Consider the following 25,552-nt stretch of genomic DNA (forward strand, 5'->3'; position numbering starts at 1 on the left):
CGCCGGAAGCGATTATTCCGCACTCACGGTCAGACGGGCAACCTGGTTAGTTCTGATAAAGCGACTCAGATCGACAGGTTTGCCCTGGAACTGAATCTGTACTGCTGCCGGAGCGCCGATTTTAAGCTTATACGGCGCCTGGCCGGCTAAATTCAAATTACCGTCTTTACGCTGCATGCCGCTGAAAAGTTTTTTACCTGTGGCATCAGTGACTTCCAGCCAACAATCAGCATTAAAATTCATCACCAGCGCGTTAGCATCTGCGGCAGGAGGCGTCACGCCAGCCTGATCGGTTGGCAAAGATGCCGCAGCACCTGCGCCTGGAGCTGGCGTAGTGGTGTTCTGTGCGTTATCAATCGGAGCCTGGCTTGGCGAGACTACAGTTGAATTGTCTGCAGGCGCGCTTTGCGGAGCGGTATTTTGTGCCGTGGTGTCTGCCGGTGCGGGTTGAGACTCCTGCACAGGCGCAGGCTGAGTCGTGGCGTCCGGCGCAGATGGGGTATCAGCGCCGGTATTCAATGGCACTGACTGCCCATTGTTATCCGCAGAAAGCTCCGCAGAAGATTGATCTGCCATAGTGGAGATCTCTTCCTGCTGCGCTTTATGGTTTTGCCACCACCATGCACCCGTCAGACCCACCACAACGAACAGAATCAGCCAGGTGAAACTCATCAGCCAGCCGTCACGTTTTTTGCGACGCTTGCCCAATGAAAAACTCTGCATCGGTGCCACTTTCGCCGCCCTGACCGGAGCTTGCTTCTCCATCATAGGCAACAGTTCTTCTTCAGGAATATGCACCAGACGCGCATACGAGCGGATGTAACCACGCAGGAAAGTCGACGCCAGTTCAGCAGGAGCCTTGTCGTCTTCAATATCCCGAACGGTAGAAACCTTCAGACATAACCGTTCCGCCACGGCTTGTTGGCTAAGACCGAGTTGTTCACGCGCGTTGCGCAGACGAACGCCTGTGGTTTGTGCTGCATTTGTTTCTTGAGTGGCTTCAGTATTCATTAGCTACAACTGCTGGTACTGTTCAATTGAGGAATAGGCACGAGCTTTGTATCGCAACATTTCCGCTACGCCACGCTCACCCGTACCGCGAAACTAATCTGACACCTGAAGGCTGACCTTCAGCAAAAACATCCAGCTACATTACGCAAATCACGTAAAGACACCGTGCTACAAGGCAACTATTCAAGCCAGCTAAGATAACCATAGACTGCATTTTTAAATGCTGTCGGTAGACCTTACGCAATGCTTGCCCACATACCTACGGCTAAACTGTTGTTGTGCGGCTACATACTGCCTTAAAGCGCAAAGAAACGCACCGTAATTATTAACCGGCTTAACGTAAAGGTACCAAATTTACAGTTAGTTATGTTTTGGCGCCTTTTTGCGCTCGACCCAGCGGATTCCATTCTGTCGAGCCGCACGGATCTGCTTATCAGACTGCTTTTACAGCAATAGGTTCACCCTGCATACGTTTACGCATCGTACGCTTGGTACGATCGATAACCTCACCGGCTAACTGACCACAAGCAGCATCAATATCATCACCACGGGTTTTACGCACGATGGTGGTGAAGCCGTAACTCATTAAAACTTTAGAGAAACGGTCGATACGGCTATTAGAACTGCGGCCATATGGCGCCCCCGGGAACGGGTTCCATGGAATCAGGTTGATTTTGCATGGCGTATCTTTCAGACACTCGGCCAACTGGTGCGCATGTTCGGTACCGTCGTTGACGTGATCCAGCAAAACGTACTCTACCGTTACGCGGCCCTGGTTAGCGTTGGATTTTTCCAGATAGCGACGCACGGCGGCCAGGAAAGTTTCGATGTTGTACTTTTTATTGATAGGCATTATCTCGTCACGAATATCATCGGTCGGAGCATGCAACGAAATAGCCAGCGCCACGTCGATCATATCGCCCAGCTTATCCAGCGCCGGAACGACACCGGACGTGGACAGCGTCACGCGACGTTTAGACAGCCCGAAACCAAAGTCATCCAGCATGATTTCCATGGCCGGAACCACGTTGTTGAGGTTCAGCAACGGTTCGCCCATTCCCATCATCACCACGTTAGTGATAGGACGTACGCCAGTTTTTTTCTGAGCGCCGATAATTTTCGCGGCGCGCCAGACCTGACCAATGATTTCCGACACGCGCAGGTTGCGGTTAAAGCCCTGTTGCGCCGTTGAGCAGAATTTACACTCCAGCGCACAACCAACCTGGGACGAGACGCACAGCGTGGCGCGATCTTCTTCCGGGATATACACGGTTTCCACAAGCTGATCGGCGATCTTGATTGCCCATTTGATAGTGCCGTCTGCAGAACGTTGTTCTTCTGCAACTTCCGGCGCGCGAATCTCAGCGACTTCTTTAAGCTTGTTGCGCAGAACTTTGTTGATGTCGGTCATCTCATCGAAGTCATCACTGCAATAGTGATACATCCATTTCATGACCTGATCGGCACGGAACGGTTTTTCACCCATAGCGGCGAAGAACTCGCGTAGCTGCTGACGGTTGAGATCTAACAGGTTAATTTTTTCAGATTTACCAGAAACGACAGTTACTGGCGTCTCGGAAGTGACAATTTGCTCAGACATAATTTTTTCCGGCCTCGTTGTTACACGTTACGGCCCCAGGAGGGTTAAAAAGGTGCGCCCCGAAGAGCAAGCTCATCCGGGGCGCAGCATTGTACAAATTCTATGGCAGGTATGCCATGACTGAAAGCGGCCTGACCTAAATAAAATGTAAAGGTCGCTTAACAGTTAACGCTCATTAACGAGTGCGCGGGCAAACTTCGCCTTCAGCGAAGAAATAGGCGATTTCGCGCGCTGCTGATTCTACCGAGTCGGAACCGTGGGTGCCGTTCTCGGTGAAGCTGTCGGCATAATCTGCACGCAGAGTACCGGCCAGCGCGTTATCCGGGTTGGTAGCACCCAGCAGATCGCGATGACGCTGCACTGCGTTTTCGCCTTCCAGCACGCTCACCACGATCGGGCCGGAGGTCATGAATTCAACCAGACCGTCAAAGAAAGGACGGCCTTCATGCTCGGCATAGAATCCCTGCGCCTGCTCTTTAGTCAGATGCAGCATTTTCGCGCCAACGATTTTAAACCCTGCTGATTCAAAGCGAGTATAAATGTTACCAATAACGTTTTTTGCCACCGCGTTTGGTTTGATGATGGAAAAAGTACGTTCAATAGCCATGATTACCTCTGTGATTGTTCTGTTTGCCCGGTCCCCGTTATCCTTCAAATTACAGAGCGTTAACTGCGCTCACTCATCCGGTTACTTGACTTTGGTAAGCTCCTGGAATTCCTGAGCATGTCTCCTGCCTGCAACTCGAAGTATTTAAGGGATACCCGGTTATGAATTGGCGCCGATTATAATGAGCAAGTCTCGCGTTGCCTATGGACGGAGATAACATTTTTTTAAAATAAGAGTAATTCCGGCAACACTTTTAACGCAATGTCATGGAAAATGCGTTTTGCCTTACTGAACAGAGAAGTTCGCAGCGGCAACCTGGCCCGCTTCATCCAATACCAGCACCTGATAGCGTCCGGATTTATCAAGCGTAAGCGCCACGCCCGCTCCGTTTTCACCCACCGCATCGCCATTTAAAAACCACCAGCGCTCACCTTGTCCACCCTGACTCGTCAAACGTAACGGTAACTCGGCCTGCCCGGGCAAGCGTTTTAAAATAGCCCCCTCCCGCACGCCTAACAATAATAAAGGCGTAACGTCATTTTTCTGTCTGGGTGGGCATGCCTGCGATACCGGCGGCAACCGCACTGCCCTTCTTTCTCCGAGCGGCAGCCACGGCTCCAGAGGCAAAGGCCAAAGCTCAATATTCTGCTCTCTGGCATCCGGACAATCTGCCGCCACGCGATTGCCCGTCTTATCGCGCCAGATTAACTGCTTAATTCCCTGGATACTTTCCTGCCCCGGAGCCTGAAGCGTAGGCGGTTCGCTCTTATCCAGCAGCCAGCTTGAAAGTCTGCGTCTGCAATTGCTGTCGCCCGGCGGCAGATGCTGCCCCCCCGGCCAGCAAATATTCCCCCTTGAGACAGAAGGCGGACGTGGATCGGTTGGCAAACGTACTTGCTGAACACCGGAGCTGGCCTGAAGAAGATTATTAACCTGATTAAGCAGCGGCACCGCGCTACCTAAGCCAAATTGCCCGGCAACAGGCGTACTGTCTGGACGTCCAGTCCAGACGCCTATCAAATAACGTGAGTTAATGCCGATAGCCCAGGCATCGCGATAGCCATAGCTGGTACCGGTTTTCCAGGCCAGCGGCACCACGGCTGGTAACGAAGCATCCGGCTGCGGTAAAGCCTCCCCGGCAAGAATACGGCGGATAATCCATGCCGCACCCGGCGAAAGCAGCGGTCTTTCCACAAGCGGTTGGTCGGGCTGGATACGCAACTGCGCCGCTCGTCCATGACGAGCAAATGCGCTATAAGCGGCAACTAACCGATCGAGGCGCGCTCCTCCTCCGCCAAGAATTATTGATAAATTAGGTTCGCTGCCCGACGGGAAGCGCAAATCCAGGCCCACGTTACGTAAACGAGCGGCAAAGCGTTTTGGCCCGTAGGCCTCCAGCACCTGTACCGCCGGCAAATTAAGCGAACGCACCAACGCCTCGCTCATACTTACCGGGCCATGAAAACCCGTATCGAAATTACCCGGACGATAATCGCCAAAACGCCGCGGCACATCCTGTAACAGCGACGAAGGGTGAATCAGGCCGTCATCCAACGCCATGCCATAAATAAATGGCTTCAACACCGAGCCGGGCGAGCGTATTGCCGTAACCATATCAACGTGTCCAAAACGGCTTTCGTCGTTGATATCCGGCGATCCCACCCAGCCGCGAACTTCCATTGTCGTGTGGTCAACGACCAGCAGGGCCAGCGAAGAGCGAGGCGGTAACTGGCCTTTCCAGTTCATCGCTATTTCTTCAAGCTGGCGCTGAAGTGAAGCATCAAGCGTCGTGGGGATCTTGTGCGCCCGTGTACGGCTGGCGAGGTAACGCGAAAATAATGGCGCAAGCTGCGGCATCTGACGCGGGGCTAACCATACAGGTTCTTCCAGCGACTCTTTCACAAGCCGTGGTGGCCAGACCCCCTGTTCAGCCATGCGTTTCAAAACCTTATTGCGCGCGGCTTCCGCCCTTTGCGGCCAGCGGTCCGGGCGCAGACGGCTCGGAGCCTGCGGCAATACCGCCAGAAGCGCCGCATCGGAATAACTAAGTTGCGCGGGGGATTTCCCTAAATAGGCCCAGCTCGCCGCACCCACGCCCTGCAATGTTCCACCAAAAGGGGCTCTGTTAAGGTAGAGCGTGAGGATCTGCTCTTTGGAAAGATGCCATTCAAGCTGCATAGCCCGCCAGACCTGGCGCACTTTACCGCCAAAAGTACGCGGATGGGGATCGAGCAGACGCGCAACCTGCATGGTTAACGTGCTTCCGCCTGAGATCACCTCACCGTTGCGAAGATCCTGCCAGGCGGCACGAAGAACAGAAAAGGGATTGATCCCCGGATGCTTCCAGAAGAAACGATCTTCATAGTTGATCAGCGCTTCGAGATAGCGTGGCGAAACTTCTTCGAGCGTGACCGGATAACGCCAGATGCCATTTCCGTCGGCAAAACGCCACAGCGGCGTGCCGTCAGCGGAGACAACAATTCGCGCAGGATGGGCTTCATTCAGGGGAAGCGGCCAAAGCTTATCGGCCAGCCACAACCCCAAAATGAACAAGACCGGCAACACCCCAAAAAGGTAGCGGTGCCGCCAGCGTATCCGTTTATTCACTTCATCACCGACTTACGGCAAAACCGTAAGAACGCCAGCGCTTGCACCGTTTGCTCTCCACTGCGGCACATACATCGATTCCACCTGTGGCACCGGCACGGTATAAGTTCCCGGCGTCACTGCCCGGGCAAGGTAAACCAACGTTGCATGCTGCCCTTCGCTAAGCGGCAATGCGGCAACGAAGCGATCGTCCCGGAACTCCAGATGTTGAATGTCCGCCTGCTGCATCTGGTTCAGCAACCCCTGAACTTCGTTGCTGCTGTCCGCAAGACTGGCGCTACTGTCGGAAAGATTCTGGTTTTCCAGTTCCAGCCCCGCCGGCAGAAGATCGACCACCAGCGCGTCCGGAACGTTTTTATCCGCCCAAACATCCAGCCAGACCATCACCAGCTCACCGCTTTTCAGCGCAGAGACAGATTTGCTGTTGCCTTTGGCGTCCAGGAAGTGCCGCTCAACATGTAATACGTTGCTGTAAGGAGCCGGGGCCTGTTGTGGATAGCCTGCGCTGTCGAGACGCAGATAAAGGTTTGACGTACCGGTATTTGTTAACTGCAACGCAGACAACTGCTCCCCCGTGAGGTTACGGGTCACGGCCTTGTCGCCGTTTAAGGACCGCGGGCTAAATGAAGCCTGCGCCTGCCAGTCACCTTTCGCCGTTTGCCAGTTACGCCCGGCGAGGAACAAAGCATTGCTTTCCTGGGTTGAAAGCCAGCGCTGGCTGTAAGCCAGGTTAGAAAGCTCAAGCAGCAGTTGGTTTTGCTGCTCCGGCAGGATTTTATTTTCTTCGAGCAAACTTAGCATCATTGCCTTATCGCGCAGATCGCTGCCGTAGTCAGCCATCCAGATACGCCGATCGTCACGCTTCGTTTGCAGGCCCAGATTGAGGGCTTCCTGGCTGCGCGGTGCGTCTCCCATCAGCTTCAACGCCACGCCCAGTTGTACCAGCGGTAAACCAGCTTTAGCCGTCTCATGGCGTTGCCACAGTTCCCGCAGTGCGCCCAAAGGCGCTTTTTGCTGACGAGCCAGCACCAGCCCGGCATAAGCCTGCACGGCAAATTTACTGGCTGCCGTATCGTCAGTGTAGCGCAGAGCAATCAGTCCGGGGTCTTGCAGGTAACGCAACAGGCGCTGGTTGGCATTATTAAGTTTCTCAGGATTAACGCTATAGCCCTGCTCGCTTGCCCGAACCAGGAAGTCAGCGACATAGGCGGTAAGCCAGTACTCCTCCGGCCCTTCTTTGTCCCACAGGCCAAAACCTCCGTTCTCGCGCTGCATATCAAGCAGGCGTGAAATTCCTACGTCGATTGCGGCACGGCGCTGCTCATCGTCGCTCCCTGTAATGCCTAAAGCGGTTAACTGCGCTTTGTTGGTATACAGCGAAGGGAATAAGCCGCTTGTGGTCTGTTCCAGGCAACCGTATGGATAGGCCTTTAACTCACGAATATAACGCGCAAGATTGAGCGGCGGACGCCCGCTAAGCAGCAACTGCCCTTCAAGCGTTTTCGGCGCCAGCCCGGAAATGTGCTCCGCAGGAATTGACCATACTTCGCCAGGCATCAGCACCGCACCGCTGTTTACCGTTTGCCCAGGGAATGCAGGACGCACGCCTAGTTTCCAGTGTTTAGTCTGCGGTGTAACGGTCTCACCTGGCAGATTAAGTCCCGTGATTTCCGCGCTCAACTCACCGTCGCCAAAACCTTCCAGCGCCCGCACCGGAACAAACAGCGTAGAACGCGCGCCCGGCGCAAGTTTCACCGCCAGGGACGATGCATCAGCAAGAGTCATCAGGCCGCTGGTTTTCAGGTTAACGGTCAACTGCTGCGGCAGATCGGTCAGGTTAGTCAAATCCAGAGCAAGACGGCTGTTATCACCGCTGGCCAAAAAGCGCGGCGCGGCCAGTTCAGCGACCAACGGCGCGGCAACGATGACTTTATCTTCGCTGTTACCAAACCGATCGTCTGTCCAGGCCTGTGCCATAACACGCAACTCGCCGTTAAAATCGCCGATTGGTAAGGTGACCGTTCCTTCGCCTTTTTCATTCAACTGCACTGGCTGAGCCTGTTGAGCAATAATGGTGACGTGATTAACCGGCTTTTTACCGCCACGGCTTAACTCATCGCCTTCATCCCCATCGCCACCAAAACGCAGGGCTGCAAGCTTTCCTTCACCTTCGATAACCTGCCCGTAAATATCATAGAGATCGGCGCCGTATCGCTTGCGGCCAAAGAAGGCTTCCCAAGGGTCCGGCGTTTTGTAGTCGGTAATATTCAGCACGCCGCTGTCAACGGCAGAAAGCAGCACGTTGATTTTCCCGGGCAGCTCGCCGCTTTTCGCACTCGCTTTTACTTTGATGGTCAGATTTTGGTTCGGCCGCATCTTCGCCGGGCCATCCAGGGCGATATCGAGACGCCGTCCTTCATCGCCAAGCGGTAAATGAAGAATACCGACCGCACGTTTAGGCGTGGCTGCGCGGTTTTTATCTCCCGGGCGAACCACCAGCGTGCTCAGATAGAGATCGTGACGCTGCCAGCTTTTATCGACAGGAATATTTATGTCCAGGCCTTCGGCGGGTACGTCAATTTCTTTCCACCACAGCGGGCCGTCGCTGGATTCCACCATGGCATAGCCTTTACCCGCCGCAGGTGCGGCAATATGCAGCTTGATGGTGTCGCCCGCCTTATAGCTCGGCTTGTCAATTTTCAGCATGACGCGATCCGGACGAACGGCGCCCGTGCCATCGCTGTTATCCTGCCAGTTGTATCCTGCCCAGAAACGTAAGCTGCTGACGACATTATTATCCGACGAGCGAACTTCAAGTCGATAAGAACCCCACTCAACCGGGAAGGAAATTTTACCTGTCTCTCCGGCCGCCAGGTCCAGCTTCTGCTCTGCTTCAACTAAATCTTTCCGATCGTACTGCGACTGCCAGCCCTGACCGTCTTCCCAGCTCCAGTAGTAGTCACGGCGTTCACGGATAAGACGCACGTCCAGCCCCGATACGGCAAGCTTTTCCCCTTTTGCATTGACATAGACAATGTCAAAACCGGCATTGCTGTCTTCATCCACAATAGGCTGAATACGCGTGGTGTCGGTGCGATAGTCGTACACCTCTTTGCTGGCAAACTGCGGACGAACGCCCGGCAGCGCATCAGAAGGCCAGATGGCCTGCTCCGCCCGGCGAGTGACAGGACGTCCTCCCGATTCCAGCAGGCTTGCCTGTAACACAAGGCGCAGCGGTGAATGGACATCGCTCCACTGGCTATCAGCGCTGACGGTAGTATTGCCCTGTTCATCCAGTTGAAGCTGCACTTCGTCCAGGCTGCGGGAAAGACTCTCTTCGTTGATATCGCCAAACTGGAAGCCTGGCAGCGCCGCAACAGCCTCACGCAGAGGACGCAGGAAAAGTTGCCCTTGCAGATTGTTACCTGCCGCAGGAGCGCCATAGAGATAGCGGCCATTGACCTGGAAGCTAACCGTTTCGTCAGGTCTTAGAGGCTGTTGCCCGGAAGTAATATTGAGCGCCATGCGCTCCGGCATAAAATCTTCAACTTTGAATGACCAGTTACGCGGCTGGTTATCTCCGGTATTGACCCTCACCTGCCAGGTGCCGGTCTGAACATCGCTCCCCAGCGGCCAGGTAAATTGATAAAGACCGTTTTCCGGCTGCCATACCTGCGTTCTTGCTACCTGTCCGTCTGGCTTAACGACCTCAAGCTTCACCGGCTGCGCGGGAAGCGGTTTACCGTCGCTGTCGCGCAGCAAGGCATTCAAAATCACCGTTTCGCCAGGGCGATAAAGATCGCGCGGGCCAAACATAAAGAACTGCTTGCTGTAGCCTTCTTCCCCGGCGATATCGAACTCAGCCAAATCCAGCGCCGGGCGGTTAAGATCCAGCAGCGTGGTTTGCTCACCGCTGCGGGCAAGCAGCAGTACGCCTTTATTGATTTTTTCCAGCAGCGCGTGACCGTCGTCGTCGCTTTTCGCCTGTGCAACGGTCTGGCCTTTTTCATTAAGCAATGTGAATTCAACGCCAGATTGCGCGGCACCGTTTTCAAGGCTTTGTGCGAATACATCCAGGCGGTCATGGTAGCGATGCAGCGAAACGCCAACGTCGCTCAGGGTGAAAAGCGTGGCGGCATTGCTGTAGCTGTAATGCCCTGCTTCGTTCATGATGGCGAGATAAATACCCGGCTGTTGTAAGGGCTTAATCTCGCCCAGCGGCAGCATGACTTTTTCACGAGTGTTGGGTTCAGGATTGAGATCGAATCGCCCGGTATAGACCAGATCGGCAAGTTTCAGCAGATTGTCCGATTCCCAGTTAGATACCGAATTGCGGTACTCCCACTGGCTGACAAACGCGGCAAGCGATTCATTTTTGATACGGTAGAAGTTTACGTCCACTTTATTGACGTTTAGCGCCATCACTGGCAGTCCGGCAATCACTTTCGTCGGCAACAAAGAGCCGCGGCTGGCAAAGCCGACGCTCGGCTGAATATCCCTTGTATCTATTTGTTTTTCAAAATTTATCTCAAAAACAGTTTTATTCAGTGCCGCAAGGCCGCTGTCTATGGTCAGCAGCAGATTGCGCTTCGGTTCGAGGTGGCGCATACGCAGCTCTTTCAGGTCCTGCGAAAGTTCCCAGGCACCATCGACCTTGCCGTTGGTTTTGTCTACCAGATGCACTACGCGTGAAAAATCCTGATCGGGATTGAGCGGTACGGAGAACGACAACACTAGCGCGCTGGCCCCATCCAGTTGCACCTCAGAGGCATCCAGCAGTTTTAGTGGCTTACCTGCTGAGCGCTGAGCCAACTTTTCTAGCTGCCCCGCATCGGGTTTTGCCGCGGGTGCGGAGGATTGCTCCTGTGCTGCTGGCGCAGCGGTAGCTGCCTGTGTCTTATCATTATCATCGCAGCCCGCCAGCGCTAAAGCCGCCAACAGAGTCGCCGTCAGGCTAACTAAACGTACCGATTTCATATTTTTATCCCTGGCCGATAAAGCCCATTAGCCGAAAACGTAGTGGAAGTATTATGCGCAATAGCCAGAAAAGCGAAAGCAGGAAAGCGAGGCATTGCGGGATGTCTCGCAAAGGGAAACGTTGAGTTGCAAAGGTTTCAGCCAATAGCCTTCGGCAAAGTGGAAGCGAGATCACAGCCTGAAAGGTTACATGTAACCTTCTGAGTCATTTGTTTTTAAAACAACCGGATAGATGGATTAGCGGTAAGCATCCTTGCTACCTTTTATTGTGTCCCGCAGCCGTAACGCGGTGTTTAGCCAAAGTGATAATAAGAGACAGCTAAATGAAAAGAGCCGTAAATGCCCTACAAAATTTCGGAAAATCTCTCTATGGCCCGGTGCTGATTTTACCGATCGTCGGTTTGTTTATTGCGTTTGGTAACGTGCTGGGCAATGGCAACCTTGCGGAGTACTTACCTTTCCTCGGCCATTCTTCTATTCAGCATATTGGCGTGCTGATTTCCAAATCTGCCGTTTCTGTACTGGCGAACCTGGCGCTGGTGTTCGGCGTGGGTATTCCTGTTGGCCTGGCGGCAAAAGATAAGGGCTACGCTGCGCTTATCGGCCTCGTCACGTTTATCGTTTTTATTAATGCGATGAATGTGACTTTGCAGCTTCAGGGCGAACTGGCTCCGGCAGATCAGATGCGCGCCGCCGGGCAAAGCATGGTTTTAGGCGTGCAGGTGCTGGAGATGGGCGTATTCGCCGGTATTCTTACGGGAGCGCTTTCGGGGTATCTGTATAACCGCTATTCCGGCGTGCAGTTTTCCGGCGCGATGGCGATTTATTCCGGTCACTGCTTTGTCGCGATAATTATGCTGCCGGTTTCTATGCTGCTTGGTCTGGTAATGAGCGAAATCTGGCCGTTTGCCCAGCAGGGCATCAGCGCAATGGCACTGGCGATTAAAGGAGCCGGCGCCTTTGGCGTAGCGATTTACGGCTTTCTGGAACGCATCCTGGTGCCCACAGGCCTGCACCATCTGGTTTATACCCCGTTCCTGTATACCGAACTGGGCGGCACCGCGGATGTTTGCGGCAGCGTTTATCAGGGCGCGCGTAATATTTACTTTGCGGAAATGGCCTGCCCAAGTGTTCACCAACTCAGCAGCACCGTGGTGTGGGATGCGCGTGGCATCAGCAAAATGTTCGGGCTTCCTGCCGCTGCGCTGGCCATGTACATGACGGCCAAACCGGAACGCAAAGCGGCCGCGAAAGCGATTCTTATCCCGGCGGCGCTGACCTCAATGCTGGTAGGCGTTACCGAACCGCTGGAGTTCTCTTTCCTGTTCGTCGCCCCGCTGCTGTTTGTAGTCCACGCGGTGCTGACGGGCCTTGGCATGATGCTGTTTTATCTGCTGGGTGTTCACGCCATTGGCGCTAACGGCATTATCGATTTTATTCTTTATAACCTGCCGCTCGGCACCGAAAAATCCAACTGGCCCATGTATATCCTGATCGGGCTCATCATGTCTGCCGTCTACTTCGTGGTCTTCCGCCTGCTTATCCGTCGTTTCGATATGCAAACGCCAGGCCGTGAAGAAGAAGACCGGGAAACCAAACTTTATAGCAAGCAAGAATATCAGGCCAAAGGCAGCAACGACGGTCTTGGCGAAGCCATTATCGAAGGGCTCGGTGGCCGGGCCAATATTCAAGTGGTCGACAACTGTTATACCCGCCTGCGAGTTACGGTGCGCGATGTTTCAGCTATCGATGAGCCCCGCCTGAAATCAACCGGCGCGAAAGGGGTGATTAAGCAAGGCAATAACGTTCAGGTGGTCTACGGGCTGCATGTCAAAAAAATGCGTGAAGCGGTAGAGACGTTTCTTTAAAGGAGTCAAAGATGTTTAAACCCCCATTTATTCTGTCCATTGCCGGCGGCGGCAGCACGTATACGCCGGGCATTGTGAAAAGCCTGATGGTTCGCCTGGAAGATTTTCCGCTGGCCGAAATTCGCCTTTACGATATTGACGGCGAGCGCCAGTCGGTGATTGCGCCGGTAGTTGAGAAAGTGATTCGCGACCACAGCCAGAGCATTAAATTTACCGTCACTACCGATCCGGAAGTGGCCTTTAGCGGCGCCCATTTTGTCTTCGCGCAAATGCGCGTCGGGCAGTACAAAATGCGCGAACAGGACGAAAAAATCCCGCTCCGTCACGGCGTTGTCGGCCAGGAAACCTGCGGTCCGGGCGGGCTGGCATACGGCCTGCGAACCATTTTACCGATGGTTGAGCTTTGCGATTTAGTTGAACGCTATGCCCATCAAAAAGCATGGATTGTTAACTATTCCAACCCGGCGGCCATTGTTGCCGAAGGCGTGCGGCGCCTGCGTCCAAACGCTCGCGTCCTCAATATCTGCGATATGCCGGTTGCGGCAATGCGCAACATGGGCGCCATTCTCGGCGTCGACCGCCACAAGCTTGTAGTGGATTACTTCGGCCTGAATCATTTCGGCTGGTTTACCCGCGTACTGGTTGATGGTGAAGATCGTCTCCCGGAGCTGCGTCGTCATATCGCGCAATTCGGCCTGCTGACGGAAGACGCCGCGCAAACCGATCCGCAGCACTCAGATCCCTCCTGGGTGAAAACCTGGCGCCACATTAAACCTATCATGGATCATTTCCCGGAATACCTGCCGAACCCGTATCTGCAGTATTACCTGATGCCAAACGATATTGTGGAACACCAGAATCCGGATTACACCCGCGCTAACGAAGTGATGGACGGCCGCGAGAAGAAGCTGTTTGCCGCCGCCGCTGAGTACAAGAAAACCGGCATTTTGCCGGATGCATTTCACGTCGGCGTGCACGGCGCTTTCATTGTGGACGTCGCCTGTTCGCTGGCCTTTGATTTACGCCAGCGCCATCTGGTGATTGTTGAAAATAAAGGCGCAATCGCCAATCTGCCGTACGACGCCATGGTCGAAGTTCCGGCGTATATCACCTCAGAAGGGCCGGAGCCTGTGCGGATGGGCGCGGTTCCTCTCTTCCATCAGACTTTGCTGATGCAACAGTTGGCATCGGAACAGTTGTTGGTTGAAGCAACCATCGAAGGCAGCTATGAAAAAGCCTTACAGGCGTTCACGCTCAACCGCACCGTGCCGACCATGCAGCATGCAAAAGCGATTCTTGATGACATGATCGAAGCCAATCGCGATTACTGGCCGCAGTTACAACAGGCGTGGAAAGATGGCGAAGCGGTAAAATAAGTTTTTTTTCAATAAATTCGAGTTATCTCGCGCCCAGGGAGATGGTTGCTTGTCGGTTTAGCAAAAAACGTCGACAATCCGATAGTGAATAACGATTCGGAGGCAACCATGTCCACCTCTTTCTTCGTCGCGGGCGACTGGCTCGCAGAGCATATTTTCGACGCGGATATCCAGATTATTGATGCGCGGATGGCGCCTGCAGGTCAGGAACATCTGCGAGATATGCAGGCGGAATACCGTGAAGGCCATCTTCCAGGCGCTGTCTTTTTCGATATTGAAGCCCTGTCCGATCACACAAGTCCCCTGCCTCATATGATGCCGCGCCCGGAGGCGTTCGCCGTCGCTATGCGAGAGTCAGGCATAAGCAGCGATAAGCACCTGATTGTATACGATGAAGGCAATCTGTTCTCCGCCCCGCGCGCCTGGTGGATGCTGCGCAGTTTTGGCGTTGAAAACGTCTCCATTCTCGCCGGTGGGCTGGCGGACTGGCAGCGAGAGGAATTACCGCTGCAACAGGGCGACGTTGAGCTGGAGGAAGCTGATTTTGAAGTCAGCTTCGACCCATCGGTTATCAAACGCCTGACCGACGTTTTGCTTGTCAGCCATGAAGGTACCGCACAGATTGTTGATGCTCGTCCTGCCGCACGTTTTAATGCCGAAGCGGATGAACCCCGGCCTGGGTTAAAACGCGGTCACATTCCCGGCGCGTTAAACGTGCCATGGGGCGATCTGGTGGAAAATGGTCAATTGAAAACGACTGACGAACTAAGCGAAATCTTTACCCGTCAGGGCGTAAGCTTTGATAAACCCGTTATTGCGAGCTGTGGCTCAGGCGTTACCGCCGCCGTAGTGGTGCTGGCTTTAACGACCCTTGGCGTAAACGGCGTTTCACTTTATGACGGCTCCTGGAGTGAATGGGGGGCGCGTGCTGATTTACCCATTGAACCGGCTCAGTAATGGATAACCGGCTGGCAGGGTTGCTGGATCGCGGGGAATCGCTAACCCGGGCCGAGTACCGGGTGCTTTCGCACCTTACCGAACATCCGCTGCTGGTGGGCAATATCACCGTCCGCGAACTGGCGCAGGCGACGTTTGTCTCCAGCGCCACTATTATGCGACTGTGCCAGAAGCTGGGGTTCAGCGGTTACAGCGAGTTTGTCTGGCATTGCAAACAGTTGCTTTCCGGCACGCCACACATTGCCCATCAGCCTGCCCAACCAGGCGCCGCGCTGCCGGTTTTGTTCGATAGCTTTGTTGCCAATTATCAGCAAACTTTCCGCTGGGTTACGCCGACTCTGATGGCGCAGTTCGCCACGTTGCTGCGTGAAAAAGAGAGCTTCTTTCTTTACGGCGCGGGATTCTCTTATTTATTCGCTGAATACCTGACTAAAAAATTGCAGGTACTGGGCAAGACGGCCTTTATCTCAGGCCCTGGAGACAGCCGGGGAATATTCCTGAGTAACGCCTCGAAGTACGAAGTTTTCATTGCCATTTCACGCAGCGGTGAAACCGAGCAGGTGCTGGATAAAGCAAGGATTGCGCAAAAAGTGGGGATGTCGATTGTGGCATTTACCCGCGCATCGCCAAATACCCTGGCTGAGCTGGCGGATGTGCATTTCCCGCTCTACGACGAGGCAATCCACTTTGCGGCAGAAGCCGCCGGGATCACCTCGTTTGAATCAAACCTGGTTATGCTTCTCGATTTGCTGCTGTTGCAGGCAACCGCCTGATCCAGCCCTCTCCCAGAGAAGGAGAAAAGAAATTAGATAATCCGATTGGTTTTAAAATCGCGCAGGAAGCTGCCCCAGCGGCGTTCATAAAACGGCGTGATGTGCGCAATCATAAAGTGGCTGATGCCCTTCTCTCCTTCCGTTACCAGACAAATATCAACTGGCTCATCGCCCGGCAACGTGTCGGTTGCCACACTTCCCGCCTGACGAATAATCGCATCAGCGTCACCGTCGGCTTCAATGCCAATTAGCAGATTAGGCTGTTCGTCGGCCTGTTCTTTGATTGAGCACAAAAACGCGCGTTTAACGGTTTTCAGGCTTTTAAACAGCGTCGTTAGCGATTCCACCATCTGCGCAGGCGGCTCGGCAACTTCAGAAAGCAGCAAAGATGTTCCGCCTTCCAGCACTTCCTGCTGGCTGAGCGGATCGCTTTCAGCGCTGACCATGTGGCTGATTTCACGCGGGGTGAACTCTTTGCCGGTCGGCAGTTTGGCGTTCAGGAATAAGCTCTCACCCAACGTCATTTCAAACAGGGTGCGCGCCGGCATGGCGACAAAAGCCTGCTCGTGGCTGATGGCCTGCTGCAGCGCGCTCACGGAGGTGAAAAATGGAATCACGGAAGTGCCGTCTTCTTTTTCCCAGTGCTGCAGTTCAACCGCGCTGTCCGCATCAATGGCTTCGCCAACTGCGGCTTCTCCCGGTACCCAAATGGTGGATTCCAGCAGTACGCGGAAGAATGCCGGGCGATGCGCAGGTTCGGTCGCCGCCTGCTCCAGCAGGGTTTCTAGTTCGTTTTTTGGTTCTGACATTGTGGTTCCAGGGAAAAACATGATTCGTAGGGTGGATAAACGAAGCGCCATCCACCACAGATTTACTTTAAAAAATGGCGGATGACGCAAGCTTATCCGCCCTACAAAAAAGCGCTACTTGCCAGTCAACAAATTTGCAATGGCACGCACGCCTAATCCTGTCGCACCGGCGGACCACTGCTCCACCGCGCCTTTACGGTAGGTCGCAGAGCAGTCGATGTGCAGCCAGCCCTGGTGATAGTTTTCCACAAAGTGGGACAGGAAGCCTGCCGCCGTGCTCGCACCCGCCGGGAAAGAGGCGTTAGAGGTGTTGTTCAGCTCTGCGAAGTTGGACGGCAACTGGCTGCGGTGAAACTCAGCCAGCGGCAAACGCCAGAACGGTTCGTTCTCTTGCGCGGCACTTTCCAGCAGGCGATTGACCAGCTCATCGTCAAAGCTGAACAGCGCGTGATAGTCGTTGCCCAACGCCGTTTTTGCAGCTCCCGTTAAGGTTGCGCAGTCGATAATCAGCTCTGGTTTTTGCGCGCTGGCGTCAATCAGGCCATCGGCCAGTACCAGACGCCCTTCCGCATCTGTGTTCATCACCTCAACGGTTTTGCCGTTGCGGTATTTGATGATGTCGCCAAGCTTAAAGGCGTTGCCGCTGACCATGTTGTCCGCACAGCACAGATACAGCTTCACGCGTTTGTCCAGGCCACGGGTGATGGCAAACGCCAGCGCGCCGGTAATGGTTGCGGCGCCGCCCATATCGGACTTCATGGAATCCATGAACGCGCTTTGTTTCAGGCTGTAGCCGCCGGTATCAAAGGTAATGCCTTTGCCGACCAGGGCCGCGTATACCGGCGCATCCGGATTACCGGTTGGATTATAATCCAATGCCAGCAGTACCGGCGGGCGTTCAGAACCACGGCCTACGGTATGAATACCCATATAGTTCTGCTCACGCAGATCTTCACCTTTGGTAATGCGATAAGTTACGTGATCGCAGGCGACTTCGCATAACAGGTCAATTGCGCGGGATGCCAGTTGTTCCGGGCCAAGCTCTTCAGCCGGGGTGTTAATGGTATGGCGCACCCAGTCGATGATTTTCAGGCGGTTATCCAGCTCTTTTTGCTGCGCGTCATCAAGCTGTGCCCAGTCGACTTTACGCGTGCCTTTTGGCGCGCGGTACCCCTGCCAGAACGCCCAGCTTTTCTCTAAGTCCCAGCCTTCGCCCGCCAGTTGGACATGCTTCAGGCCCTGGCCGTCGATTTTACGTGCGGCACGCTGGATTAAGCCCAGGTCATCTTTGCCGGTCAGGTGCAGCGTAACGCCTTCATCGTTGATGCTGTAAGCGGCTTTTTCGCCCCAGCGCGCATCGGCAGGCGCGGTGGAAAGCGTAATTTTCATGGCTTCTGACATTTTGTTTTCCTTATATTTTTTCAGCACATGCTAAATATGAAACGGGCCGCCTGAGGCAGCCCGCTTGGTTAAACTATTCTGCTTCATCTAACCAGACTAACAGAATCGCTTCCAGAATTTTTTCATTGGATGCGTTTGGATCGTCGTCAAACTCTTCCAGATCGCAAATCCACTGGTGCAGATCGGTAAAGCGCACCGTTTTCGGATCGAGATCCGGACGGCTGTCGTACAGCGCTTCGCCGATCTCACGACTATCGGTCCATTTCAGTCCCATTGAGCCTCCCTGTTAGTGCTCGCGCGCATGGTTGATGGTGTAGCGCGGCATCTCAACGACCAGGTCTTCGTCGGTGACGCGCGCCTGGCAGCTCAGGCGACTCTCAGGCTCCAGACCCCAGGCTTTATCGAGCATGTCGTCTTCATCTTCCGTGCTTTCAGCAAGGGAGTCGAAACCTTCACGCACGACGCAGTGGCAGGTGGTGCAAGCGCAGGATTTCTCACAGGCATGTTCAATCTCGATTCCGTTGCGCAGAGCAACATCAAGAATAGTTTCACCGACATTCGCTTCCAAAACTGCACCCTCTGGACACAGGTCCTGATGAGGCAGAAAAACAATCTTTGGCATGTTAAACCTCGTCCACGGAGTGGCCTTTCAGCGCCTTACGGATTGATTCATCCATACGACGTGCGGCGAAATCCTGGGTTTGTTTGTCTACGTTTTTAATGGCTTGTTCAATCGCATCGGTATCGTCACCTGCGGCGGCGGCGCTAAGCGCTGCCATCGCGGCGTCGATTTCGGCACGTTCTGCGGCGCTTAACAGCGCGGCATCCGAGTTCAACGCGCCCTGCAGGCTTTCCAGCACGCGGGCCGCGTCGACTTTTTGCTCCGCAAGCATGCGCGCTTTCACGTCATGCTCGGCAAAGCTCATAGAGTCCTGAATCATGCTGGCGATTTCGCCATCGCTCAGGCCATAAGACGGTTTCACCTGGATAGAGGCTTCCACGCCGGTGGATTTCTCCATGGCGGTAACGCTCAGCAGGCCGTCCGCGTCGACCTGGAAGGTCACGCGGATATGCGCGCCGCCAGCAGGCATCGCCGGAATACCACGCAGCGTAAAGCGTGCAAGCGAACGGCAATCCTGCACCAGTTCACGCTCGCCCTGCAGGACCTGAATGGACATCGCGGTCTGGCCGTCTTTAAAGGTGGTAAAGTCCTGGGCGCGTGCTACCGGAATAGTCGTATTGCGCGGAATGACTTTTTCGACCAGCCCGCCCATGGTTTCAAGACCAAGCGATAGCGGAATAACGTCCAGCAGCAGCATTTCGCTGTCCGGCTTATTGCCAACCAGGATATCCGCCTGAATCGCAGCGCCTATAGCAACGACTTTATCCGGATCGATAGAAGTTAACGGAGTGCGGCCAAAAAATTCGCCAACGCGTTCGCGCACTAATGGAACCCGGGTTGAGCCGCCAACCATAACCACTTCCAGCACTTCTTCAGCTTCTACCGCTGCGTCTTTCAGCGCACGGCGGCAGGACAGCAAAGTACGCTTAACCAGGGAGGCAATCAGCTCATTAAACTGTTCACGCGTGACGGAGCCTTTCCAGCCAGCCACTTCAACGGTTGCGCTTTCGGCATCGCTCAGCGCGATTTTGGCGGCAATCGCGGCGTCCAGTAACTGGCGCTGTATGCGGTCGTCGCTGCGATCGGCAACGCCTGCCTGCTCGCGCAGCCAGTCGGCCAGCAGATGGTCGAAGTCATCGCCGCCCAGCGCGGAATCGCCGCCGGTTGCCAGCACTTCAAACACGCCGCGGCTTAAGCGCAGAATGGAAATATCAAAGGTGCCGCCGCCCAGATCATAAACGGCGATCACGCCTTCTTTACCGGAATCCAGACCATAAGCGATAGCCGCCGCAGTCGGTTCGTTCAGCAGACGCAGCACATGCAGACCGGCCAGACGTGCAGCGTCTTTGGTCCCCTGACGCTGTGCGTCATCGAAATAGGCAGGAACGGTGATCACCACGCCATCAAGTTCGCCTTCCAGCGCTGCGGTTGCGCGCGCAGAAAGCGCCTTCAGGATGTCGGCGGAGATACGAACAGGGTTGAGCAATCCCGCAGGCGTTTCGATCATCGGCAGGCCGTTTTCGCTTGCCTTGAGATGGTAAGGAAGATGAGGGTAGCGCGCCTGAATGTCGGCCAGAGAGCGGCCCATCAGGCGTTTTACGGAGCTGATGGTGTTTGCCGGGTCTGTTGCGGCTTGCGCGCGCGCGTCCCAGCCTATGTTCAGGCCGTCTTGCTGATAGTGTACGACTGAAGGTAACAGATGGCGGCCTTCGTGGTCAGCCAGGGTTTCGGCTTGTCCACTGCGCACGGTTGCCACCAGAGAGTTGGTGGTACCTAAGTCGATGCCCGCAGCCAGTTTGCGCTGGTGCGGTGCGGCGCTCAGGCCGGGCTCACTGATTTGTAATAACGCCATTTTGAGCTTCCAGTTAAAAATCGAGCAGCTTTTCTTCGAGTTGTTCTATTTGGCTGCGCAGTTTATCGAGAAAACGCAGTTTACGCACGGTATCCGCCGCCTGCGCCCAGTCCTGTTTGTCCAGTTGCTGTACCATCTGCTCGCTGCGGGTTTTCACCATCGCATCGACGCTTTTTGCAAAGGTTTCCAGACGATCTGCGTCTTTCGCCTGCTCGATATTATCGAGCTCTTCGCGCAGGTCGAGCTGCTCCATCAGGAACGCGGTATCGCGCACGGTATGCTGCTCATTGGCCAGGTCAAAACCGTTGAGAGAGAGGATATACTCGGCGCGCAGCAAAGGATGACGCAGCGTTTGCCAGGCCTGGTTAATGGTCGCAGATTGGCTTACCGCCAGCAGTTGTTCCGCCTGAGGGCGGCTGGCGTATTTATCCGGATGGAACTGGCGTTGCAGCTCCTGGTAACGGGTAGCCAGCAGCTCGGTGTTGACGGAGAAGCCTACCGGTAACCCAAAGAGGGTAAAGTAATCCATAACAGACTCGGGGTTAACGTGGTAAAGCGTCATACCCCACGATTGTGGGGTATGAGCTGAAATCAGACGTGGAAGCTTTCGCCGCAGCCGCACTCATCTTTTACGTTCGGGTTGGTAAACTTAAACCCTTCGTTAAGGCCTTCTTTTACGAAGTCGAGTACGGTGCCGTCTAAAAATTGCAGGCTTTTACCATCGACGACCACTTTCACGCCTTTGTCTTCAAACACGGTGTCTTCTGCCATCGGTTCATCGACAAATTCCAGAACATAAGCCATTCCAGAGCAGCCAGAAGTACGCACGCCTAACCGCAGGCCAAAGCCTTTACCGCGGTTGGTTAAAAAGGCATTCACTCGAGCGGCAGCACTGTCGCTAAGGGTAATCGACATACAACAACCTCAATTCAACAAATTATTTCGCTTCACGTTTGCTTTTGTAATCCGCGATAGCCGCTTTGATAGCGTCTTCCGCAAGGATTGAGCAGTGAATTTTTACCGGCGGCAGCTCAAGTTCGTCTGCGATATCGGTATTTTTGATCGCCTGCGCTTCGTCCAGGGATTTACCCTTAACCCACTCGGTGACCAGCGAGCTTGACGCTATCGCCGAGCCGCAGCCGTAGGTTTTGAAGCGCGCGTCTTCAATAATACCTTCATTGTTGACTTTGATCTGCAACTTCATCACATCGCCACAGGCCGGCGCGCCGACCATGCCGGAGCCAACGCTGTCGTCGCTGTTGTCAAAAGAACCCACGTTGCGTGGATTTTCGTAGTGATCAATTACTTTTTCGCTGTAAGCCATTTTTTACTTCTCCTGAATCCGAAACCGACGTCCGTCGCTAATGATTAGTGATGAGCCCATTCGATGGAATTAATATCCACGCCCTGCTTGAACATATCCCACAGCGGAGAAAGGTCGCGCAGACGGCCAATGGATTTACGTACCAGCTCGATGGTGTAGTCGATTTCTTCTTCGGTAGTGAAACGGCCCAAAGAGAAACGGATAGAGCTGTGAGCGAGTTCATCACTCATACCCAGCGCGCGCAGCACGTAAGACGGCTCAAGGCTTGCGGAGGTACAGGCGGAACCTGAAGAAACCGCGAGGTCTTTCAGCGCCATGATCAGAGACTCGCCTTCAACGTAGTTAAAGCTCACGTTAAGGATATTCGGTGCGCCGTGTTCCAGATCGCCGTTCAGATACACTTCTTCCATATCTTTCACGCCGTTCCACAAACGGTTACGCAAAGTGCGCAGACGGGCCATTTCGGACTCCATCTCAACTTTCGCGATACGGTAGGCTTCGCCCATGCCGACAATCTGATGAACAGGCAGGGTGCCTGAACGCATGCCGCGCTCATGTCCGCCACCGTGAACCTGCGCTTCGATACGAATACGCGGTTTACGACGAACATACAGTGCGCCAATGCCTTTAGGACCGTAGATTTTGTGGCCGGAGAAGGACATCAAATCAACTTTCAGCGTGCTGAGATCGATAGGCAGTTTGCCCACGCTCTGGGTCGCATCCACGTGGTAGATAATGCCACGCGCACGGCACATTTCGCCGATTGCCGCGATATCCTGCACCACGCCGATTTCGTTGTTAACGTGCATGATGGAAACCAGAATGGTGTCATCACGCATTGCCGCTTCCAGTTGCTGCAGAGAAACGATGCCGTTGCTCTGCGGCGCCAGGTAAGTCACCTCGAAACCTTCGCGCTCAAGCTGGCGGCAGGTATCAAGGACGGCCTTGTGTTCGGTTTTTACGGTAATGATGTGCTTGCCTTTCTTCTGATAGAAGTTGGCGGCACCTTTAATAGCGAGGTTATCAGATTCAGTTGCGCCTGATGTGAAGACGATCTCACGCGGATCGGCGCCCACCAGGTCTGCGATTTGGTTACGAGCGATATCGACCGCCTCTTCCGCCTGCCACCCAAAACGGTGCGAGCGGGAAGCCGGGTTACCGAAGGTTCCGTCCATCGTTAAAAACTGCATCATCTTCTCGGCAACACGCAGATCGACAGGCGTAGTTGCGGAGTAGTCGAGATAAATCGGTAATTTCATTGCTCTTAAGCTCCGTACATCACTTCAATACGAAGAATCAGGCATAAAAGGTCTAGCCGGGCGCGTTACGCCCAGGCCTGATTCTAAAATTCTTATAGTCTGCTTATGCGCGCAGTTTAACGTCGATGGCGTCCTGAGAACGCGTAGTGCGATGGTTTTCGTTCTGCTGACGGCCTGACACATCCAGTACTTCCTGGTTATTCACCAGTTCACCTAAGGTGATGTTGTTCAAAAAGCCGGTCAGACGGTCGCTCAGATCGCGCCACAGCGCGTGGGTCAGACATTTATCGCCGCCCTGGCAGCCGCCTTTGCCCTGACAACGGGTCGCGTCGACTGATTCATCAACAGCGCTGATGACTTCACCCACCGCGATGCTGCCTGCATCTTTACCTAACAGATAACCGCCGCCAGGACCGCGCACGCTGGCAACCAGGCCATTTTTACGCAGACGGGAGAACAACTGCTCCAGATAGGAGAGCGAAATACCCTGACGTTCAGAAATATCAGCCAATGGAACCGGACCCGATTCGGAGTTCAACGCAACGTCGAGCATTGCGGTCACAGCGTAGCGTCCTTTTGATGTCAGTCTCATGTCTTACTTAACCTCAAATAGCCCCTCGAACCGGGGGTTTTTAAAAATGTGATTGTCCACATAGCAGGCCGCAAGTCTGACATTCCTGAGTAAAATGGTCAACTATTTAACCCAGTAATTTACTCAAGTATTATTTGCTCGATTTCTTGTTGCTTTCGATAGAGGAAAGCATGCCGCGCAGGATGCTAAGCTCTTGACTTTCCGGGCGTGCGCGAGTGAACAGACGACGAATTCTGCTCATTACCTGGCCGGGATGGTTGGCGCGAATAAAGCCGGAATTCAGCATGACTTGCTCAAGATGACCATAGAATCGCTCTAAATCATCGACCAGCGGATAAGGCGTTTCTTCCTCTTCTGGCGCATCCGCGCCCTCTTCCTGAGCAGCAAGCCAGGCAATGCGCACTTCATAAGCGAGGATCTGTACGGCCATGGCGAGATTCAGCGAACTGTATTCCGGGTTGGCCTGAATCGCGACATGATAATGGCACTTTTGCAGCTCATCGTTAGTCAGCCCAACGCGCTCGCGGCCAAACACAATCGCGACCGGCGCATGTTTAGCTTCCGAAATGCTTTTCAGGCCGCATTCTCGCGGGTCCAGCATGGGCCACGGCAGCGTACGGGAGCGCGCGCTGGTGCCAACAACAAGGCTGCAGCCCGCGAGGGCTTCGTCCAGCGTGTCGACGATTTTCGCATCGCCAATCACGTCGCTTGCGCCCGCAGCGAGCGCGATAGCCTGAGAGTCCGGCTTCACCAGCGGATTGACCAACCACAGATTCGTTAATCCCATTGTTTTCATTGCACGGGCCACCGAGCCCATGTTGCCGGTGTGGGAAGTCTCAACCAGCACAATACGTACGTTATCGAGCATGCTTAATTCATAGCCTTAAAAGAATATCGCAATATCCTATCATAACCCTGGGACATAATCCGAACGCTCTGCTATACTCCGCCGCGTTTTCCGTTCTTTAACATCCAGTGAGAGAGACCGATGCATCCGATGCTCAACATCGCCGTGCGCGCTGCGCGCAAGGCGGGTAATTTAATTGCCAAAAACTACGAAACCCCAGACGCTGTTGAAGCGAGCCAGAAAGGCAGCAACGATTTTGTGACTAACGTTGATAAAGACGCCGAGCGTCTGATTATCGAAGTTATTCGTAAATCTTACCCGCAACACACTATCATCGCCGAAGAGTCAGGCGAGTTAGCGGGAACAGACCAGGATGTGCAATGGGTTATCGATCCACTGGATGGCACTTCCAACTTCATCAAACGTTTGCCGCACTTCGCGGTCTCTATTGCTGTTCGTGTTAAAGGCCGCACCGAAGTCGCTGTGGTTTATGACCCAATGCGCAACGAGCTGTTCACCGCCGTTCGCGGCCAAGGCGCACAGTTGAACGGTTACCGTCTGCGTGGCAGCACTGCTCGCGATCTCGACGGCACTATTCTGGCGACCGGCTTCCCGTTCAAAGCGAAACAGCACGCCACTCCTTATATGAATATCGTCACCAAGCTGTTCACACAGTGTGCAGACTTCCGTCGCACCGGTTCTGCTGCGCTTGATCTGGCCTATGTTGCCGCAGGGCGCGTTGACGGTTTCTTTGAGATCGGCTTAAAGCCATGGGATTTCGCCGCAGGTGAGCTGATTGCGCGTGAGTCCGGCAGCCTGGTATGCGATTTCACCGGCGGCCACAACCATCTGATAACAGGCAACATCGTTGCAGGTAACCCACGCGTTGTGAAATCAATGCTGGCCGTCATGCGTGATGAGTTGAGCGAAGCGCTGAAGCGTTAAGTTCTGATGGCGGGTGGCGCTGACGCTTACCCGCCCTACGATTGTTTGAATTAATATAGGGTGGATAAGCGCTGATACTTACCCGCCTACGATTGTTTGAATTAATGTAGGGTGGATAAGCGCAA

21 protein-coding genes are annotated in these 25,552 nt (G+C 54.3%); 5 read left to right on the top strand and 16 right to left on the bottom strand.

What is annotated here, in order from left to right; genetic code table 11:
- Positions 1-12 precede the first annotated feature (12 nt).
- The 5 genes from rodZ to MUA00_RS06650 form a co-directional block, all read right to left on the bottom strand.
- On the bottom strand, positions 13-1,011 hold the full coding sequence (gene rodZ / locus MUA00_RS06630) for a cytoskeleton protein RodZ (protein ID WP_271122277.1): 999 nt from the start codon (positions 1,009-1,011) through the stop codon (positions 13-15).
- Between the two features lie 433 nt (positions 1,012-1,444).
- Positions 1,445-2,611, bottom strand: a complete 1,167-nt coding sequence (locus tag MUA00_RS06635) for a bifunctional tRNA (adenosine(37)-C2)-methyltransferase TrmG/ribosomal RNA large subunit methyltransferase RlmN (protein ID WP_271122276.1) — start codon at positions 2,609-2,611, stop codon at positions 1,445-1,447.
- Positions 2,612-2,786: 175 nt separating this feature from the next.
- On the bottom strand, positions 2,787-3,218 hold the full coding sequence (gene ndk, locus MUA00_RS06640) for a nucleoside-diphosphate kinase (RefSeq protein WP_271122275.1): 432 nt from the start codon (positions 3,216-3,218) through the stop codon (positions 2,787-2,789).
- A 285-nt stretch (positions 3,219-3,503) separates the two neighbouring features.
- Positions 3,504-5,813, bottom strand: coding sequence for a peptidoglycan glycosyltransferase PbpC (gene pbpC, locus MUA00_RS06645; protein ID WP_271122379.1), 2,310 nt, complete (start codon positions 5,811-5,813; stop codon positions 3,504-3,506).
- A gap of 24 nt (positions 5,814-5,837) precedes the next feature.
- A complete protein-coding gene (locus MUA00_RS06650; RefSeq protein ID WP_271122274.1) occupies positions 5,838-10,802 on the bottom strand; it encodes an alpha-2-macroglobulin family protein in 4,965 nt (1,654 codons plus the stop codon).
- A 323-nt stretch (positions 10,803-11,125) separates the two neighbouring features.
- Between MUA00_RS06650 and MUA00_RS06655 the strand changes: the two genes are divergently transcribed.
- The 4 genes from MUA00_RS06655 (at position 11,126) to MUA00_RS06670 (ending at position 15,776) form a co-directional block, all read left to right on the top strand.
- Positions 11,126-12,670, top strand: a complete 1,545-nt coding sequence (locus MUA00_RS06655) for a PTS transporter subunit EIIC (protein WP_271122273.1) — start codon at positions 11,126-11,128, stop codon at positions 12,668-12,670.
- Between the two features lie 11 nt (positions 12,671-12,681).
- Positions 12,682-14,046 (top strand): 6-phospho-alpha-glucosidase, encoded by a 1,365-nt coding sequence (locus tag MUA00_RS06660; protein ID WP_271122272.1) that lies wholly within the window; start codon positions 12,682-12,684, stop codon positions 14,044-14,046.
- A gap of 108 nt (positions 14,047-14,154) precedes the next feature.
- A complete protein-coding gene (gene sseA, locus MUA00_RS06665; RefSeq protein ID WP_271122271.1) occupies positions 14,155-15,003 on the top strand; it encodes a 3-mercaptopyruvate sulfurtransferase in 849 nt (282 codons plus the stop codon).
- The gene (locus MUA00_RS06670; RefSeq protein WP_271122270.1) at positions 15,003-15,776 is read left to right on the top strand and encodes a MurR/RpiR family transcriptional regulator; all 774 of its coding nucleotides are present in this window, start codon (positions 15,003-15,005) and stop codon (positions 15,774-15,776) included. The genes sseA and MUA00_RS06670 overlap by 1 nt, the downstream gene beginning before the upstream one ends.
- 32 nt (positions 15,777-15,808) lie before the next feature.
- Here MUA00_RS06670 and sseB read toward each other — a convergent pair whose 3' ends face one another.
- From sseB to trmJ, 11 genes are all read right to left on the bottom strand, one after another.
- Positions 15,809-16,585, bottom strand: coding sequence for an enhanced serine sensitivity protein SseB (gene sseB, locus MUA00_RS06675; RefSeq protein ID WP_271122269.1), 777 nt, complete (start codon positions 16,583-16,585; stop codon positions 15,809-15,811).
- A gap of 114 nt (positions 16,586-16,699) precedes the next feature.
- Positions 16,700-17,986 carry an aminopeptidase PepB gene (gene pepB / locus MUA00_RS06680; protein WP_271122268.1) on the bottom strand — a complete coding sequence of 429 codons (1,287 nt, stop codon included), beginning with the start codon at positions 17,984-17,986 and terminating at the stop codon, positions 16,700-16,702.
- A 73-nt stretch (positions 17,987-18,059) separates the two neighbouring features.
- Positions 18,060-18,260, bottom strand: a complete 201-nt coding sequence (gene iscX / locus MUA00_RS06685; protein ID WP_167613385.1) for a Fe-S cluster assembly protein IscX — start codon at positions 18,258-18,260, stop codon at positions 18,060-18,062.
- Positions 18,261-18,272: 12 nt separating this feature from the next.
- The gene (gene fdx / locus MUA00_RS06690; RefSeq protein WP_120065264.1) at positions 18,273-18,608 is read right to left on the bottom strand and encodes an ISC system 2Fe-2S type ferredoxin; all 336 of its coding nucleotides are present in this window, start codon (positions 18,606-18,608) and stop codon (positions 18,273-18,275) included.
- Between the two features lies 1 nt (position 18,609).
- Positions 18,610-20,460, bottom strand: a complete 1,851-nt coding sequence (gene hscA, locus MUA00_RS06695; RefSeq protein WP_271122267.1) for a Fe-S protein assembly chaperone HscA — start codon at positions 20,458-20,460, stop codon at positions 18,610-18,612.
- A 13-nt stretch (positions 20,461-20,473) separates the two neighbouring features.
- Complete coding sequence (gene hscB / locus MUA00_RS06700; protein WP_271122266.1) at positions 20,474-20,989, bottom strand: co-chaperone HscB; 516 nt, start codon at positions 20,987-20,989, stop codon at positions 20,474-20,476.
- Positions 20,990-21,051: 62 nt separating this feature from the next.
- The gene (gene iscA, locus MUA00_RS06705) at positions 21,052-21,375 is read right to left on the bottom strand and encodes an iron-sulfur cluster assembly protein IscA (RefSeq protein ID WP_271122265.1); all 324 of its coding nucleotides are present in this window, start codon (positions 21,373-21,375) and stop codon (positions 21,052-21,054) included.
- Positions 21,376-21,397: 22 nt separating this feature from the next.
- The gene (gene iscU / locus MUA00_RS06710; RefSeq protein ID WP_004866383.1) at positions 21,398-21,784 is read right to left on the bottom strand and encodes a Fe-S cluster assembly scaffold IscU; all 387 of its coding nucleotides are present in this window, start codon (positions 21,782-21,784) and stop codon (positions 21,398-21,400) included.
- Positions 21,785-21,828: 44 nt separating this feature from the next.
- Positions 21,829-23,043: a cysteine desulfurase gene (gene iscS, locus MUA00_RS06715; RefSeq protein WP_271122264.1), complete on the bottom strand. Its 1,215-nt coding sequence runs from the start codon at positions 23,041-23,043 to the stop codon at positions 21,829-21,831.
- 103 nt (positions 23,044-23,146) lie between these two features.
- Positions 23,147-23,635 carry a Fe-S cluster assembly transcriptional regulator IscR gene (gene iscR, locus MUA00_RS06720; protein ID WP_121265953.1) on the bottom strand — a complete coding sequence of 163 codons (489 nt, stop codon included), beginning with the start codon at positions 23,633-23,635 and terminating at the stop codon, positions 23,147-23,149.
- Positions 23,636-23,765: 130 nt separating this feature from the next.
- Positions 23,766-24,503 carry a tRNA (cytosine(32)/uridine(32)-2'-O)-methyltransferase TrmJ gene (trmJ, locus tag MUA00_RS06725; RefSeq protein WP_271122263.1) on the bottom strand — a complete coding sequence of 246 codons (738 nt, stop codon included), beginning with the start codon at positions 24,501-24,503 and terminating at the stop codon, positions 23,766-23,768.
- A gap of 120 nt (positions 24,504-24,623) precedes the next feature.
- On the opposite strand from trmJ, the gene suhB reads away from it, so the two are divergent.
- Positions 24,624-25,427 carry an inositol-1-monophosphatase gene (gene suhB, locus MUA00_RS06730; protein WP_271122262.1) on the top strand — a complete coding sequence of 268 codons (804 nt, stop codon included), beginning with the start codon at positions 24,624-24,626 and terminating at the stop codon, positions 25,425-25,427.
- The last annotated feature ends 125 nt before the right edge of the window (positions 25,428-25,552 follow it).

It is taken from the genome of Dryocola boscaweniae (assembly GCF_025215095.1).
In the GTDB taxonomy this organism is placed as follows: Bacteria; Pseudomonadota; Gammaproteobacteria; order Enterobacterales; family Enterobacteriaceae; genus Dryocola; species Dryocola boscaweniae.